Consider the following 17,834-nt stretch of genomic DNA (forward strand, 5'->3'; position numbering starts at 1 on the left):
TTTTGTTATGCGCACATAGATGCAATCAATTGGGTATCGATATGTTACTAGTTTAGCGGGGATTTACCGGATAAAAATGGAGGAAATATGAAAGTAGTGTCAGGGTATGTGAGATTTTGGTTTTTATAATTTTAGGATTCAAAATTGATAGGATTTGGTTGCAGTTGATATTCGATTAAGTGATGCGTTCTGTTTTTTGATTACCCACAATGCAGTGGGTAATCAAAATAGCATTAGCGATACAGGGTCTGCGCCCAACGGGCCAAACCGGCGGTCACTGAGCCGAAGTCATTGCCACCCACTAGCGGGATACCCGGTAGTTGCTGTTGCAGGGCCGCTCGTAGTAACGGAGAGCGAGCGCTGCCGCCCGTCAGATAGATGACATCTGGAGTGATATGGCTGGTGGATAACGCCAAACTGACTTGTTCCTGAATCCGTTGCAGTGGCTGAGATATGGCTTCGGCAAGCTGTTGCTGGTTGATAATCTGGCCTAACGCGGGCTCGACAAAATGCAGTGTAGTCGCCACTTGTGCTTGTTCGGACAGTGCGATTTTGCTCTCTTCCGCCGCCCGGACTAAACGGTAACTCAGGCGCTGTTGATACACTTTCAGCAGGCGTTCTACTTGCTGTGGATTTGCCGCGTCACGGATCAGATCACGCAGGAAGCGGCCATTAACTGTGCTGTAGAAATCGCTTTGTGCCGGAACATCGTTAGTCGCAACAGCATTCCAATAGGGCAGTGACGGCAGAGCAATCCCTTTCTCGGTCTCGCCACCCATGCCAAACAGCGGCATCAGTTGTTTAAACGCGAGCATAATATCCAGATCGTTACCGCCAACGCGACAACCACTGTGGCCCAGTAGGCTTTGTTGGCGGTCTGCCAGCCCTTGCCACTTCGGCCCCATTAACAGCACCGAGCAGTCAGTGGTACCGCCACCGATATCCACCACCAGTACGGTTTTTTCTTCTGTCAGCGTCGCTTCAAAATCCAGCCCCGCGGCGACCGGTTCAAACTGGAAAGCAATATCACGAAAACCGGCGCGTTGTGCGGCGCGCAGTAAAATCCCTTCAGCTTGCCGGTTAGCGTCTTCACCGCCAGAGCCTTGGAAGTTGACTGGACGGCCAATCACTGTCTGACTGATTTCTGATGCCAGTACAGATTCTGCCTGACGTTTGATATGGAACATCATGGCGCAGACCAAATCCTCAAACAGCGCCAATTGCTGAGGTTTCAACCCATTGGCACCCAGGAAGGATTTAGGTGATTTTACAAAGTATACGTCTTCAGGGTCTTCGATATAGTGGGCGAGGGCCGACAGGCCAAATGTCAGACTGTCGGCGGCAACCGGAATATCCTCTTCGCGATTGAACGCCATGGCCCGGCGTAATAGCTGCTGGTTTTCGTCGCTACCGGTGGGGACCTGCCAGTGGCGGTGCAGGCATTCACTGACGGCTTCCCGTGTGGGCGCACACAACATGGAGGGCAGATAGACGTCATTATTTTCCAGTGCCAGTAAGTTGGGAGCATCATCCCGCATCACGGCAACTGAGCAGTTTGCTGTGCCGTAGTCAAAACCAATGAACATAATCGCCCCCCAGGCCAAATAAAGGGGGGCGACTTTACCCGATAGTGGGCAGCGGGGCAATCGTCATGTTAGTGATTTTTTAATCATGGTTGAGGGCGCAACATGATGAACCGGCTATTTAATCGCAAAATATCCGCTGTCGAGTAAATCAGACAACGGCTGCGGCGGGCTGATGGTTTGACCGTCAGCTAAATCGACACCGATGGTTATCAGTTTATTGAGCGTCAGGGGGAGTTCTGCTGGCCCAGCCAGAGTGGCGATATTGGCCCGCTGAGCGGTACCGTTAATGATAGAGACCAGTACTTCATCCATCTGATTGATATGAATATGGGAAATTAAGTCACTGTTAAATTTAAGATAATCGATAGTGTGATCCGCCAGTAACTCGAAATCATTCAGGTTGTGACCAAACTCTTTAACGATAAGTTTGCCGCCCAGTTGTTGCAATTTAGCGAGAAAATTGCCAATCGCAAAGGGGTATTGCAGTAATGTGGATTCATCAACCATCCAATAGAGACTTTGTGGTGGCAGTACGGTTTGCTGCACCAAGGTCAGCAATGATTGGCGGAACTCTTCTTTGAGCAGCGCCACCTCTGACAGCGGGATAGCCAGCGCCAGCCCTTTATGTTTGATAGCTTGGGCATGTGTCATTAACAGTTGCTCACAGATCCAATTATCAATCTGCGGCAGCAAGCCATAGAGTAGCGCGGCTTCCTGAAAATCAGCCTGACTAACGTTAAGACCCTGTGGCCGATTAACCTCGAAACTGATTTGATAGAAACAGACAGACAACGGCGTTCTGGGGGGCGCGGTTGGGGTGAGTTGCAACTCCAGTTGGTTATCATTGAGAATGTTCTCAACATCTTCCCTGCTTAGCAGCTCGTGTTGGCGTGCCAATAGCTGTTTTTGCCGTGGTTGATAGAGATAAACCTGGCCGCGCCCACTGTGTTTGGCGGTATAACAGGCGATATCGGCCTGTGCCATAATTTCACTGCGCTGATTGTTACTGCTGCTTATTTGTGTCACACCCGCGCTGGCCCCAATACGATAGAGCTTATCTTCCCAGTAGAAATGATAGCCATTAATCAGTGATACCAGAGTTTGGGTAATGGCTTTGGCATGGGGCAGGGTGCAGTTGAGCATTAGCAAGCCAAACTCATCACCACCGAGGCGTGCAACACAATCGCTGTTGCGTAAGTGCTGGCGCATCAACTGGCTCAACTCTTTCAATAATGCATCTCCCGCCGGATGCCCGGCAGTGTCATTAACGGCTTTGAAATAGTCCAAATCAAGGAAGGCCAATGCATGTTGCTGGTTAAGTTCGACGCTAATTTGGATTGCCGCTTTCAATTTATTCTCAAAATTGGCGCGATTTGGTAGCCCGGTGAGATTATCGTGAGAGGCACTATGGCTGAGTTTGCGCATCATTGCGCGCGATTCGCCGACATCCTGAAACACCAGTACCGCTCCGACAATGTCACCTTCCAATGTTTTCAGCGGTGCGACCGACTCTTGAATATCATAATACTGGCCATCACGATGATGTAATACCATTGACTCATTGAGTGAAGAGTAGGGGCGATGATTCAGGCAATGTTCTATCGGGTTATCAATCTCCGCGCCGTCTACACCGTTAGTCAACTTGATGATATTGTTGACAGGTTGGCCTAATGCGATGGTATTTGCCCAGCCGGTCATTTTCTCGGCTACCGGGTTCATAAACGTAATCTTCATCTCTTGATCGGCACAAACCACCGCTTCACCGATGGAGTCCAGCGTGATATGCAGCCGTTCTTTTTCCTCGTGCAGCGCTTCCGTCAGGTTTCTGATTTCCGTCATATCCAGCGTGGTACCAATCAGACGCAAAATATTGCCATTTTTATCGCATACCATATTGGCTTGATTACGCAGATGAACAATTTCACCATCCGGTAATAACAGCCGGAATTCCAGACGGTATGGCTGGCGCTGCTTGAGGGCGGCGCTATATTCGCGATTAACCCGATTGATATCTTCCGGGTGAACATGTGTCCGCCAAACACGCTCATCAACCGGGGTATTAAACGGAATATGATAGAGTTCATACATCCGCTTATCCCAACTGAGAACCTGCGTTTTGATATCCAATTCCCAGATACCAATGCCCCCCGCCTCGTTAGCCAGCGTAATTCGCTCCATTAGGCGGCGGTTAACAATCTCGGTCTTTTTCAGCTCATTAATATCTTCAACCTGCGAGATGAAATAGAGCGGTTGCTGTTGGTGATCCCGCACCACACTGACCACCAGTAGTGTCCACACGATTTCGCCATCGCTGCGGATATAGCGCTTTTCCATCGAATAGCTGGGGATACGGCCGTGATAGAGGTCGTCGAGTAATTTCAAGTCAGCAGAGAGATCGTCTGGATGGGTAATTTGTTGGAAAGTCAGGGTCAGTAAGCTCTCCTGGCTGTAGCCCAATAACTTGCATAAGGCCTTATTGACCTGCATCCATTGGCCTTGCGGCGACACCAGAGCCATCCCGATGGCTGAATATTCCATCGCGTTACGAAAGCGGTTTTCACTTTCAATAATATGCTCTTTCTCCATGCGAAAGGAGTGCATTACCATCGCCATCGCATGGGGTGGAATTAATACCATTAATAAAGGGATAAAGGAGAACGCCTGAATTGACAGACTTGTATCGGAATGGATGGTATACAGCTTGAAATTAAGCATCAATGCGATCAGTAATGTTGCCATAAAGCAGATGGCAAATGTCTCAAAACGCGGTAAGCGGATTGAGGTCCAGATCAACACCATAATGACAAAGGTAAAGGGGAACGGCAGATAAATCAGTCCGAGATAGCAGGCGGATAACGATACTACCATCATAAGTATCATATCAAACAGTGCTTTGGATTTGGTCGCGATATTGAAATAACCCCGACGGTAAAGTAACCCGACCGGCCCTAAGGCCAACATCCCTACCGCCTCGGACATAAACCACACCGTGAGCACTTGGGTAAAGCTGCCGCTTTGTGGGGACAAATACCAAGCCGCTGCCAGCCCACTAACCAGAGGGACCATAATCACGGTACAAACCGAGAATTTGAGCCAACTAAGCAGATTATTGAGCGGGTCTTTGGCGTGCAGGAATTTACGCAGTAACCAAGCCCCGGCGGTTGCTTCAACCAGGTTGATTAATACCAGGGGGAGTGGGAACCAACTGATACCATATAAAATAAAATTAGCTGCAACAATACATATTCCTGCCGCTAATAACTGCCATAACCAATAGCGTGCAGGGTGGTGGAATAGCGCGACTATTAAGACTGCCGTCGGGAACCATAGTGGGGCGAGATTTTCTGACCGTTCAGAAAGCTGGATACAAAAGAGTGCGAACAAAAAAACGACAATACTGATGATAGTAATGTGGAGAATGGTTTTATTGTCAGGTGCCGGTTTTTCAGACGCACTAAGATCCATATAACGCCTTATTTTGCTTGCACATATTCAGGTATGATAGAAAAAACCATCACATAAAGAGTATGCCACCGCGACAAGACGGCATGTTAAAAAGTTTAGTATAGCTAAGCACTGTGGCGTGTTATTCCTCTTTCCCAGTGCTTAATTATTTGTTTATTAGCACAATAGTCAGACCAAGAATATAGTTGCCAGTCCCAGAAAGATGAAAAACCCACCGGTATCCGTGATGGCAGTGATCATCACACTCGATCCGATAGCAGGATCACGCCCCATACGGGCCATCGTCATCGGGATAATAACCCCCATGAGTGCCGCCATCAGCAAGTTCAGAATCATCGCTAATGTCATCACGCCACCCATCGCTGGATCGCCATAAAGCAGATAGGTCACGACCCCCATAATCCCGCCCCAGACCAGACCATTAATCAACGCCACGCCCAATTCTCTAAACATTAGGAAGGTCACGTTACCCTGTTGAATATGGTGTAATGCCAACGCGCGCACAATCATGGTAATGGTTTGATTACCGGTATTGCCGCCAATACCCGCCACAATCGGCATTAACGCTGCCAGAGCCACTAATTGTGAGATGGTATCTTCAAATAAGCCGATCACGCGTGAAGCAACAAATGCCGTACAGAGGTTGATTGCCAACCATGACCAACGGGTGCGCACCGCACGGCCTACCGGGGAGAACACATCTTCTTCCGGGCTTAAGCCCCCCATGCGTCTTAGGGTGGTATCGCTCTCTTCGTTGACCACATCGACAATCTCTTCGATGGTCAAACGACCCATCAGTTTGCCTTTGGCATCAATGACTGCAGCACTGATTAAGTCATAACGTTCAAAAGCACCGGCGGCATCTTCTGCTTTCTGTTCGGGTTGGAACGTGGTCGGGTTGCTATCCATCACCTCAAATACTTTAGCATCGGGCGCATTGAGCAGGATAGACGTCAGTGGAAGCTCGCCAAGCAAGGTATTCTTGCGGTCAACTACAAAGATCTTATCCGTGGCATCGGGGATACTTTTCCGATAGCGCAAATAGCGTTGCACTGTTGCCAGCGTAATATCGGCACGTACTGTCACCAGCTCGAAATCCATCATTTGACCGACAGTATCGCGGCCATATTGGATAACTTCCCGCACTCGGGCGCGCTGGTCCGGGTCTAATGAGGTGAGCAGGCGGCCCATTAAGTTACGCGGCAGGTATTCAGCTAAATAAGCCTGTTCATCAACATGCAAGGTGCGCATGGCTTTTAACAGGTCTTTATCACTCATCTCTTTAATCAGTGTATCCCACACCGTTTCAGAGACTTCAACCAGCGTTTGGCCGCGTTTCTCGTTTTTGACTAACCGCCACAGTGCCAAACGTTCATCATGAGGTAATGCCTCCAGTAAGTCCGCAAGGTCCGCAGCATGCAGGTCATTGAGCAGACTTTTGATTTCTAACGTTTGCTCTGACAGTTGTTCATCACTGAGCTTTTCTTTCTCTTCCTGACGGCCAAGAATGCCATCAACCAAAGCCTTATTATTCAATAATAGAGAAAGTATCCGGTTGCGTATTTCAGCCAGTTTTTTCGTATTATTTTTAGTTTTATTCTTTATAACGGCAGAAATTGGCACAGGAATAATCGGCACTGGCATAGTGTGTCCTTAATTCGAAATCGACCCTTTGCCCCTGAAGTCGTAGGGATAGGCACTAAAACATTAACGACAAAACATCTAGGGGCTGAGATCGTCCTCATGTGGCCCCAGTGGTTCGCCCTCTACCGTGAGTTCAAGCTGCTGTGATTGCCTGCGCTCCTGGTGATGGGAAATAGACGCGATCGCCGCATACAATAAACGGCCAAACAGAATGAGAAAGCTCACCAGTAGGATTATTTTTGTTAGCTGTGCTGTTGGCCGTCTTCTCATCATTTACCTTCCTACCCTTCGCTCTTGGCGTTGCAGCAGTGTTTGTCACAATTAATGTTAGCTGCTCTCACTACTCGTCCCATCCATGGGCCTCGCCTCGTTGAGGCCGCTGCAAGCAGCGTTCAAATCTGTTCCCAACAGATTTGTCACCCGAATCACTGACGAGAGTCAGCTCATCGGGACTCATTCTGATCACTCGTTGGCGGCAACCACATCCACCACTTCTGGCTCTTCTTCGTCAATAATCAACTTCCAACCGACGACATCATCCCAATATGCCTGCTCACGCTCAAAATCCAGTTGCACCAGATTATTTTGTGCCAAATAACCAGCGGGGAAACGTAATATCCAATGGCTATCGTCAGTTATCAACCGCAGACTCTCCGGCGTGGTAGTCGACTGACGCTGATTATTCAGTAATGTACTCAGACGTAATAACTGAATTAACGGTAAGTAATACTTTTTCTTGAATAAATTCAAACGCGGTAATTCATCCAACTTAATGCCTTTACGATGCAAGCGAACCAACGTCGCCAACAGCAGTTGTTGCTCCTGATTAAAGCCCGGCAAGTTGGTGTTCTGCAGAATATAGGCAGAATGGCGGTGCATCCCGCTGTGATTAATACTCAGACCCACTTCATGTAACATTGCCGCCCATTTCAACAACGCTTCAAGCTGCGGCTGCACTAACTTGGTGTTCTGCGCTAACCACTGAGTATAAAGTTGTTCAGTTGTTTCCAGCACTCGGTGGGCTTGTTCACGGTCAATATTGTAGTGCTCAGCCAGGCTTTTTGCCGTGCGCTGACGAATATCCTGATGGCGGAAACGGCCTTCCATCTCATACAGCACGCCCTCACGCAGCGCGCCATCGGATAAGCGTAACTCTTTGACTGCTAACGCATCAAAGACACCGCACAAGATAGCCAGACCGGGTAAAAATACCGACTGACGATCTTCTGATAATCCCGGCAGACTCAGGGCTGAGAAGTGTTTGAATTGCAAAACTTGCTCAACCAGCATTTCGAGGCGCTCCGGTGTTATCAAACCGTCTTTTTCGCCCATCTCCACCAACACTTCATAGGTGGCCTTAATGGTACCGGATGCCCCCAGCGCGTATTGCCACCCCTGAATGCGGTATTGCCATGCCAGGTTTTCCAGTTTCTGTGCCGCCGCAAGACGGGCACGTTTGAAATTGGTCTTACTTATCTCACCGTGTGGGAAGAATTGCTGGGCAAAGCTCACACACCCCATACGGCGGCTCTCTACCAACAGTGGCTCAAAATCTTCACCAATAACTAACTCTGTTGAACCACCACCAATATCAATGACCAGCTTACGGCCTTTCTCTGGCTGAGTGTGTTCGACGCCCATAAAAATTAGACGGGCCTCTTCCTGGCCGGAAATGATTTCTATTGGATACGGAATAACCGCTGCCGCCCGCTTAAGGAAAATCTCTGCGTTAGCGGCTTGTCGCAGTGCATGGGTGCCCACAATACACACATTGTCTGGTGAGAAACCCTGCAAGCGTTCTGCAAACAGCGCCAAACAGGCTAAACCCCGTTCGATGGCTTCTTCGCTAAGCATGTTATTGTGGTCCAAACCATCAGCCAGGTGTACGCGCTGCTTTAGGCGACCTAAAACCTGTAGCGCGCCGTTAACAACCCGGGCAATGACCATATGGAAACTGTTAGAACCCAAATCAATAGCTGCAATTTCCTGCGGCTTTGCGGTCGATGAACTGTTGGATAGCGGCATAGTTTTAGCTCGATGCGTCTGGTTGTTCCAGCGCTTTTAAATAATCATAGATGGCAATCTGTGCACGTACTTTGCGCCTATTACCACGCGGTACATAACGATTACTCAGTTCTTTATCAATATAACGGGCTTTTACCGTGTCGTTGAATAACAGCTCTAAAATATCTAGCACCCGTTGTTTTAATTTCGGGTCCAGCAATGAGACCGCGACTTCAATACGGTAATCAATGTTACGGGTCATCCAGTCAGCGGAAGAGAGATACACCAATTTGTCGCCTTTATTCTCGAAAACGTAGACCCGGTCATGTTCTAAGAAACGGTCAACAATGCTGGTAACCTGAATATTATCGCTGATCCCCGGTATATTAGGGATTAACGAGCACATGCCACGGACCAATAATCGGATTTTTACCCCAGCACTGGAGGCGCTATATAACCTATCTACCAGACCTTTATCTACTAAATTATTTATCTTCAGGGTGATACCGGCGCTTTCTCCAGCCTGAGCATGAATAATTTCCTGATCAATCAATTGATACAACATTAAGCGTGAGTTCTGCGGTGACACCATCAGATTATCAAACTTGACTGGGCGATAAGGATTTTCGATAAAGTTAAATACCCGCCGCACTTCATTGGTAATACGGGCATCAGCGGTCAGTAATGAGTAGTCGGTATAGATTCGGGCGGTTTTCTCGTTAAAGTTACCGGTACCAATATGGGCATAGCGCACGATCTCCTCACCTTCAAGGCGGGAAATCAGGAATAATTTGGCGTGGATCTTCAGACCAGGTGCTGAGAAAATAACGTGTACACCGGCGGCTGTCAGGCTTTTGGCCCAATGGATATTGGCTTCTTCATCAAAGCGCGCCTGTAACTCCACCACTACCGTGACTTTCTTACCGTTATGGGCGGCATGGATCATGGATTCGATAATGCGCGAATCCTTGGCGACCCGATAAATATTGATTTTAATCGCCAATACGCTGGGATCGAATGAGGCTTGACGCAGTAATTCCAATACGTGTTCAAAGGTGTGATAAGGGTAGTACAGCAGGACATCCTGTTCACGGATAGCGTCAAAGCCGTTGCGGAATTTATCAAACCAGATGTGGCGCAGACGTGGCATTGGCCGGTTAACCAGATTGCTTTTGCCCACATTTGGGAAGCTGATAAAATCTTTGAAATTATGGTAACGACCACCTGCAATAACCGAGTCATCATTCGAGATACCCAGCTTGTTGCGCAGTAACTCCACCATCTCATTGGGCATATCGCGCTGGTAAACAAAACGCACCGGTTCTGCCGTTAGGCGCTGTTTCAGGCTCGACGACATTAGCTCCAGCAGGCTGGATTCCATTTCTGTGACCAAATCATATTCGGCATCACGGGTCATCTTCATCGAGTAGGCGTTTAGCGCGTCGTAATCAAAGAAGCCTTTGAAAATCTCATCGAGGCAATATCTCAATATATTATCAAGTAATATCATTGGCTTGCGGCGGCGAGGTGCTTCTGGTGGCAAATTGACAAAGCGCGGAACTTTATCTGATGGGATTTCCAACAGGGCATAAGCAATTTCCTGACCCCGGATAATTTCCACAGCCAGATAGGTGTAATCGTCTTTTAGGAACTGTACCAGATTGGTGTCATGGTTAATCAGGATCGGCGTAATATGTTGGCGCAGATGCTGTTTAAAATAGAGCTTTAGCCAGGCTTGCTGATTTTCGGAAATTTGCCGCTCATTAATCAGGAAGATCTGATTACGTGCCATCTCCAGCAAAAGATCATTATATAACCCGTCAAACTCTTGATCGGCTTTTACCACTTTGCTCTGAATTTTTTTCAGCAGATGGCGGGAGGTGACGGCAGAGCCTTGCTCCTCGCTGATCAAAATGCGCCGTTTCAGATCGGCAAAGCGAACTTTATAGAACTCATCCAAATTATTGGAGTAAATACCAAGAAATCGCATCCGCTCGATGAGTGGATTGCTCTTATCCGCTGCTTCCTGCAATACCCGCTCATTAAAAGATAACCAGCTAAGTTCTTTTTCGATGTAGAGCTTTTCCTGACCCATTGCAACTCCAGTAAGATTATTGTGGGAGTATTTAGTGTCCTCAATCATTATTGCGAAAGATTGACAAGAAAGTCCAACAGATATCATTAGTTAACTTTGTTTGTTAAACCGCTATCTAACAGACTTTAACTGCGCAAAGGCGATATGGAACAGACAGGTCAGTCAGCGACGGGTTTGAAAGATGGTGAGTAGAAAACATTGTCATGCAAACGCCACAAAAGTGACATAAGATGCTCGGTCATCTGGCTGTATAGATATACGCTTGGATTGATAATAGTAAACGGGGCATGGGGCAATCGAAGAGTATGCAGCGAGCAGGCAGAGCAACACCATCAGGGAGAGATAAGCGCCGGGCTGTCATTGATCGTTTGGTACACATGGCGGTGACGGGTAGCGGCTTGTTCGTGTTGCTGACACTTATGCTGATTTTCGTTTATTTATTGTATGCCGTATTGCCATTGTTTAAACCGGCCTCCATCAGTTTGCATAATCAGTTCGCTGTCACTCGTAGTGCGCCGACGGCAGTGCTTGGCGTTGATATTCAAGGGCAGGTAGGTTATCGCATTGATAATCAGGGCAATGGTTATTTTATTCGGCTCAATGCGCAGGGGGCGTCCCCCGCCGGTAGTCTGATAAGCGAACAGCGATTGTCGCCGCCACCGGATTCAATCAGCCGGGCCGCCGGTGGGCAACCGTTGTATGGCGTTGGCCTGAGCAATGGTCGCCTGATACTACTGCAACCCGATTTTTCAGCTACACCGCCACGCTGGCAATTTCCGCTGGGTGAGTCGCCGCGTTTTATGGATTTGAAAGGTCACCGCTTACAGCATTTGGTGCTGGCTGAACCGCAATCACAGCAGTTTACCATTGCCGCCGTTACCGATGATGGCCGCTTGTTGGCAGGGGAGTTTACTGCCCAAGGGCAGCAGGTCACCGAACTGACGGGGGTGCCGAAAACAGTCGATCAGCTGTTATTAGCGCCAGACGGGCGTTTGATCTATCTGTTATCCGGTTACCAGTTGTTTATCTATCAATTCGGCCCGGAATTAAAATTGCGTGAGGTTGTGTCGCTACTGGATGACCAGCATGCGTCCGATGGGCCATTGACTCTATCTTTATTGTCGGGGGGCAAGTCGTTACTCGTACAATTGCCAAACGGTGTAATAAGCCAATGGTTTGATGTGCGCAAAGCACCAGACAATCAATTTCACTTGACGCGCATACGCAGTTTCACTCCGGCGGGTAAGGGCTTACTGACCACTGAAAATGGGCGTCGGGTATTTGCCTCACTATCGCCACAAGGCGAGCTATCACTCTTCTCCAGTATCCAGTCAATGCCTTTACTGCAACATAAATTAGCCAAGGGTGTTACCCACGCCGCATTCTCCCCTTGGGGCGATAGCTTGCTGCTTGAGAATGCTGCCGGTTGGTCTGCTTACCAATTGGACAACCGCTATCCAGATATTAGCTGGCGTAGCCTGTGGCAACGGGTGTGGTATGAAAATTACCCTGAGCCAGCCTATGTTTGGCAATCCAGCTCGGCTGAAGAGAGCTATCAGGCTAAATTCAGCCTGGTACCGATTATTTTCGGCACACTAAAGGCGGCCGCCTATGCCATGTTGTTTGCTATTCCATTGGCCTTGGCTGGGGCAATTTATACTGCCTACTTTATGTCGGCAGGTTTGCGGCGGGTGGTTAAACCGGCCATTGAGATGATGGGCGCATTTCCAACAGTGGTGATAGGTTTGATTGCCGGTATTTGGTTGGCACCGGTGATTGAACATTATCTGACGGGGATCTTGCTACTTCCGCCGCTGTTGGCGTTGACCATTTTACTGTGTGGCTGGGGGAGTGCTCGTTTGGCGCCAATGCTACAGTGGCGGCTGCCTGCAGGCTGGGACGTGATTGTGTTACTGCCAGTTATCCTGTTGACCGGTTGGTTCGCCTTGTGGTTGGGCCCACAGCTATCGGTATGGGCGCTAGGGGTACCATTACATGAGTGGTTGGGTGACAACTACTCCCAACGTAATGCGCTGGTGGTGGGGATTGCTATGGGGTTTGCGCTGATCCCGGTCATCTTTTCGCTGGCAGAAGATGCACTATTCAGTGTGCCGCCGTCACTCAGCCAAGGCTCATTGGCACTGGGGGCGACCCCGTGGCAGACGTTAACTCGGGTCGTCTTGCCCTCAGCTTATGCCGGTATTTTCTCTGCACTGATGATTGGTTTTGGCCGCGCAGTGGGGGAAACCATGATTGTACTCATGGCGACCGGCAATACACCCATTATTGATGGCAGCATTTTTCAGGGGTTACGGGCAATGGCGGCCAATATCGCTATCGAGATGCCGGAAGCAGTCGTCGGGAGCGGCCACTATCGGGTGCTATTCCTGACTGCACTGGTACTGTTTTGCTTCACATTTTTGGTCAATACACTGGCAGAGGCGATTCGTCTGCGATTGCGTGAACGCTATCAGATGGAGCGGACGGCGTGATGAACATTGAGCCTAAAGTCTCTGGCGTGAGCAAAAAGTGGTTGGCATCCGGTTCCCCGTGGATCTGGCTGACCGCCGGTGCTGTCAGTATCAGCCTGCTGGCGTTGCTTGGGATCATATTATTGTTGGCAGGCCAAGGGATGCGATATTTCTGGCCAGCCCCGGTCTATCTGTTTGAGCTTAAGCAAACAGCAGCAGGGCCGGTCAACATGATTGGCGAAATTTATCAACAGCAGACGTTGTCACGTCAGCAATTAGAACAAGCCGGAGTGATGTTGCCACCGCAGGCCGGTGAAACCGTAACCCGCTATTTGATTAAAACCGGTAACCGCGAGATTCAGGGCCAGGATTTCCACCGCCTGCTGGACAGTGATATCCAGCAACGCACTTTGCCTAAAGATCTGCTGGTGCTGGATCGCCAGAACAATGGCACGGCATACGGCTTCCTCGCCGGCATGTTGGATAACGGCCAACCTTTAGTGGGCAATGATTTGGCTCAGGAACTGCTAAAACGTATTCCTGTGATACAAAGTCTGGTCAGGCAGTCGAAGGATATTCAGTTCCGCCAGATGAATATGCTTAATCAACAGTTTGAGGCGTTGCGGCTAGAGAAAAAACGGCTGCAAATGCATGGCGACCTGGACAGTAAATCACAGGACCGTATCGCGGCGGAGTGGGGCGAATTGCAACGTAGCCATCAAACCATGATGGATACATTACGCGGGCTACAAACCGAGCAAAGCCGCTACACGTTGTTATTGCGGGATATGAATGGGCAAATTCATCCACTATCACTTAGCCAGATTAACCACGCCTGGTACCCCAATGACATGACTTTTGGGCAGAAACTACGCCATTGGGCGGCACAAACCCAGAAGTTCTTGACCGATAATCCGCGCAATGCCAATACCGAGGGCGGTGTGTTCCCGGCTATTTTTGGCACGGTATTGATGGTGATACTCATGTCCATCGTGGTCATGCCATTAGGGGTGATTGCAGCGGTGTATTTACATGAATATGCAGGTAAAAACTGGCTGACCCGCATGATTCGTATTTCCGTGGTGAATTTGGCCGGGGTGCCCTCGATTGTTTATGGCGTATTTGGCCTCGGTTTCTTTGTCTATCTGATAGGGGGTTCACTGGATAAGCTATTTTATCCTGAGGCGCTTCCCAACCCGACATTCGGTACTCCAGGGGTGTTGTGGGCGGCGTTAACGCTAGCGTTGCTGACGTTGCCAGTGGTGATTGTTGCCACCGAGGAGGGGCTATCGCGCATTCCGGCCAGCTTGCGGCAAGGCTCGCAAGCGCTGGGAGCCACTAAGGCCGAGACATTGTGGCATATTGTGTTGCCGATGGCGGCACCAGCGATGATAACCGGGCTTATCTTGGCGGTGGCACGTGCTGCGGGGGAAACCGCACCGCTGATGCTGGTAGGGGTGGTGAAATCAGCGCCAGTCTTGCCGGTCGATGGTATCTTCCCGTTTTTGCATTTAGAACGTAAGTTCATGCATTTGAGCTTCCAGATATACGATATGGCATTTCAAAGCCCGAATGTGGAAGCGGCTCGCCCATTAGTCTTTGCCACAGCTCTGCTGCTGGTGATCATTGTGGTCGGGCTTAATTTAGCCGCTATTGGTATTCGCCATCATTTGCGTGAAAAATACCGAGGTTTATTGTTGTGACTGAACTTTTTAACCCACAGGACGAAATATGGGACTTTTGACGCCGGATTCACTGCCGCTGCTTAATGTGCAGCAATTGACCGATGAACAAACGGCGCTGGCAGTCGAAAAGCTCAATTTGTTTTATGGCGATAAACAGGTATTGCACGATATTTCATTTAATGTGCCTAAACACCGTGTTACCGCGCTGATTGGTCCGTCCGGTTGTGGTAAATCTACATTATTGCGCTGTTTTAACCGCATGAATGATTTGCTGGATAGCTGTCATTTTGAGGGTGAAATCCGGCTCGGTGGTGAAATTATCACCGATAAAACCACTGACGTTGCCGCATTGCGTCGGCGGGTTGGCATGGTGTTTCAGCGGCCCAACCCATTCCCCAAATCAATTTATGAGAATGTGGTATATGGCCTGCGTTTGCAGGGGATTCGTGACCGTCGGGTGCTTGATGATGCTGTTGAGCGCTCATTGCGGGCTGCCGCATTGTGGCATGAAGTGAAGGACCGGTTGCGGGAAAATGCCTTTCGTCTCTCCAGTGGTCAACAGCAGCGCCTGGTCATCGCCAGAGCCATTGCTATTGAACCTGAGGTGTTATTGCTCGATGAGCCAACATCCGCTCTGGACCCAATATCCACTCTAACCATCGAAGAGTTGATAACCACACTCAAACAGCAATATACCGTAGTGCTGGTTACCCATAATATGCAGCAGGCGGCGCGGGTCTCGGATTATACCGCCTTCATTCATCAGGGGAGCCTGGTGGAATATAACGATACCGATGCGTTGTTCACGTCGCCACACCAGCGCCGGACGGAAGATTATATCACCGGGCGTTACGGTTGAGCATTTAGCGTCAGTACAGTCAGCTTCTAAGGTGTTCGCTTTATTTATCAATTGCGATTTAAGTTTACACTTTCATGTGCCGCTCGTTATTTAGGTGACTATTGAATGGAAGCGTTAAGTGAAAGAGCTATTGATAACTCAGCCTGATTTTATGGAAACATTTAGTTGTGTCGGCACCGCCTGTCGCGAACACTGCTGCAAAGGCCAAAATGTCACGCTTGATAGAAATCGTTATCAAAAATACATTAAAAGCCCTTACGCAGAAATTAAACGCATTGCCATTAACCAGATTTCGGTTACTCAAGCCAGCCTTGCCTCTTGGGCCAATATTCACCCAGATAGTCAGGGGAATTGCCCCTTTCTTGATGAACAACGGTTATGTCAAATTCACAAACATGCCGGTGCTCATGCGTTGAGTCACAGTTGTGCAACGTTCCCCCGCGTTGAGCATGTTTATAAAAATCAGAAAATCAAAAGCATGTCATTGTCTTGCCCTGAGGTAACCCGGCAGGTGCTATTTTCCGATGATGCGCTAACGTTGCGTTTTTCTACTATCAACCAATATGACTATTACAAAGCGCCGGATATTGTTATTGAAGAGCGGTTGGTTAACCGCGCTTGCGCGGCAATTGCAGCCAGTCAGCAACCGAATATTGAAGAAAATCTTTGGGCGATAAATTGTTTTTTACAGAACTATCAAGCCTGGGATGACGTGAATAAAATTAAAATGGTTGAGATAGACAACCTGCGCACTGAACTTATCGCCACTATGACGGCAGGGCAAGCAGCCCATGAACTGGCAGCGATGAAGATAGCTCCGGCTATCAGTGATGAACTATTAAATTATTTGGCTGATTTTATTGCACAACTGGCTGATATTCGGGGGCGAAATATGCTGGCGGCTTATGCTCAACCGTTGCTGAGCTACGCCACTAATGATTTGGTTGGGCAAAATCACAATAAACAACAACTAAACAATGCATGGCAACAATATGCCTTGCCCTTTTTTACCAAACACCCGTCGGTATGGCGCAATTATTTTATGTTCCGCATTCATCATGACCAATTGGCGATGGGGGATGATCAAGCGGCTGTCACGGTATTTAATCTACAAGCCATAGATTTCTTCTATTTGAAAGCACTCATTTCAGCCTATGCCAGCCACCATGGGGAGCTAACCGAAGATGACGTGATTGGTATTATCTATTCTTATCATGCGTGCCGGGAATCCACGGATAACTCAAGCCATATATTTAAGCAAAACGTGATAGCTTGGGTGCTAAAAGAAGATTTTTCATTATTATCGTTGTTGGCGTGAAATCGTGTTTAACTTAGTGGCGGGTTGTGTCGTTTGTTATCTGTTCCTAATAGGGCGCTATCCAGTGAAACAGTTACCGATCATTCAATCTGAATATGTTGAATTGATATTGGGGCCAACTGAACTGGCCCCAGCGGATTAAGCACTCTTTATCGATGGTGTTTTATATTTAGCCAAATATTGTGGCTGGAAAATGCACATACGAATTACAGTACGGTATTCACCATTGATAAAGAACTCTTGCTTTAATTCACCCTCTATTTCAAAGCCTAATTTTGTATAGATATGGATGGCTTTTTGATTTTCTTTATCAACAATCAGATAAAGTTTGTACAAATTCAGTACCGAAAAACCATATTCCATCGCCAGTCTTGCGGCGGTACCTGCATGGCCTTTACCTTGATGAGCCGGGTCGATAATTATCTGAAACTCAGCACGGCGGTGAATATGGTTAATTTCAACTAACTCAACCAGACCGACTTTTGTCCCCTGGCTTTCAATAATAAAGCGGCGCTCACTCTGGTCATGAATATGTTTATCATACAGATCAGACAGTTCAACAAAGGCCTCGTAAGGCTCTTCAAACCAATAGCGCATCACGCTGGCATTGTTATCTAACTGGTGAACAAACGGCAAGTCATCCCGTTCTAGTGGGCGTAACCTGACGCTGTTAGTGGTAGACATGCTTATTCCTCATTGGCGACAGC

General features: G+C 48.5%; 11 protein-coding genes. 4 read left to right on the plus strand and 7 right to left on the minus strand.

The window, feature by feature from the left end; translation table 11 throughout:
* Positions 1–233 precede the first annotated feature (233 nt).
* The 6 genes from yegD to ppk1 form a co-directional block, all read right to left on the minus strand.
* Entirely contained in the window at positions 234–1,586 is a 1,353-nt protein-coding gene (gene yegD, locus A6J67_RS09465; RefSeq protein ID WP_032905993.1) for a molecular chaperone, read from the minus strand.
* 114 nt (positions 1,587–1,700) lie between these two features.
* Positions 1,701–5,051, minus strand: coding sequence for a diguanylate cyclase (locus tag A6J67_RS09470; RefSeq protein ID WP_050288373.1), 3,351 nt, complete (start codon positions 5,049–5,051; stop codon positions 1,701–1,703).
* 168 nt (positions 5,052–5,219) lie between these two features.
* Positions 5,220–6,695 carry a magnesium transporter gene (mgtE, locus tag A6J67_RS09475; RefSeq protein WP_005183980.1) on the minus strand — a complete coding sequence of 492 codons (1,476 nt, stop codon included), beginning with the start codon at positions 6,693–6,695 and terminating at the stop codon, positions 5,220–5,222.
* Positions 6,696–6,773: 78 nt separating this feature from the next.
* The gene (locus tag A6J67_RS09480; protein WP_032906020.1) at positions 6,774–6,965 is read right to left on the minus strand and encodes a YfgG family protein; all 192 of its coding nucleotides are present in this window, start codon (positions 6,963–6,965) and stop codon (positions 6,774–6,776) included.
* Between the two features lie 192 nt (positions 6,966–7,157).
* Positions 7,158–8,720: an exopolyphosphatase gene (gene ppx, locus A6J67_RS09485; protein WP_005183975.1), complete on the minus strand. Its 1,563-nt coding sequence runs from the start codon at positions 8,718–8,720 to the stop codon at positions 7,158–7,160.
* 4 nt (positions 8,721–8,724) lie between these two features.
* Positions 8,725–10,794 (minus strand): polyphosphate kinase 1, encoded by a 2,070-nt coding sequence (ppk1, locus tag A6J67_RS09490; protein WP_005183973.1) that lies wholly within the window; start codon positions 10,792–10,794, stop codon positions 8,725–8,727.
* Positions 10,795–11,099: 305 nt separating this feature from the next.
* Here ppk1 and A6J67_RS09495 point away from each other — a divergent pair, with 305 nt between their 5' ends.
* From A6J67_RS09495 to fliB, 4 genes are all read left to right on the plus strand, one after another.
* Positions 11,100–13,286 carry an ABC transporter permease subunit gene (locus tag A6J67_RS09495; RefSeq protein ID WP_080608147.1) on the plus strand — a complete coding sequence of 729 codons (2,187 nt, stop codon included), beginning with the start codon at positions 11,100–11,102 and terminating at the stop codon, positions 13,284–13,286.
* Complete coding sequence (gene pstA, locus A6J67_RS09500; RefSeq protein WP_050073531.1) at positions 13,286–14,968, plus strand: phosphate ABC transporter permease PstA; 1,683 nt, start codon at positions 13,286–13,288, stop codon at positions 14,966–14,968. Before A6J67_RS09495 ends, pstA begins: the two co-directional genes overlap by 1 nt.
* A gap of 28 nt (positions 14,969–14,996) precedes the next feature.
* Complete coding sequence (gene pstB, locus A6J67_RS09505) at positions 14,997–15,809, plus strand: phosphate ABC transporter ATP-binding protein PstB (protein WP_005183969.1); 813 nt, start codon at positions 14,997–14,999, stop codon at positions 15,807–15,809.
* 118 nt (positions 15,810–15,927) lie between these two features.
* Positions 15,928–17,127, plus strand: a complete 1,200-nt coding sequence (fliB, locus tag A6J67_RS09510) for a flagellin lysine-N-methylase (protein WP_074010341.1) — start codon at positions 15,928–15,930, stop codon at positions 17,125–17,127.
* 138 nt (positions 17,128–17,265) lie between these two features.
* Here the strand turns inward: fliB and speG are convergent, their stop codons facing one another.
* Entirely contained in the window at positions 17,266–17,811 is a 546-nt protein-coding gene (gene speG / locus A6J67_RS09515; protein ID WP_005183966.1) for a spermidine N1-acetyltransferase, read from the minus strand.
* Positions 17,812–17,834: the final 23 nt, after the last annotated feature.

Source organism: Yersinia sp. FDAARGOS_228 (genome assembly GCF_002073315.2).
In the GTDB taxonomy this organism is placed as follows: domain Bacteria; phylum Pseudomonadota; class Gammaproteobacteria; order Enterobacterales; family Enterobacteriaceae; genus Yersinia; species Yersinia intermedia.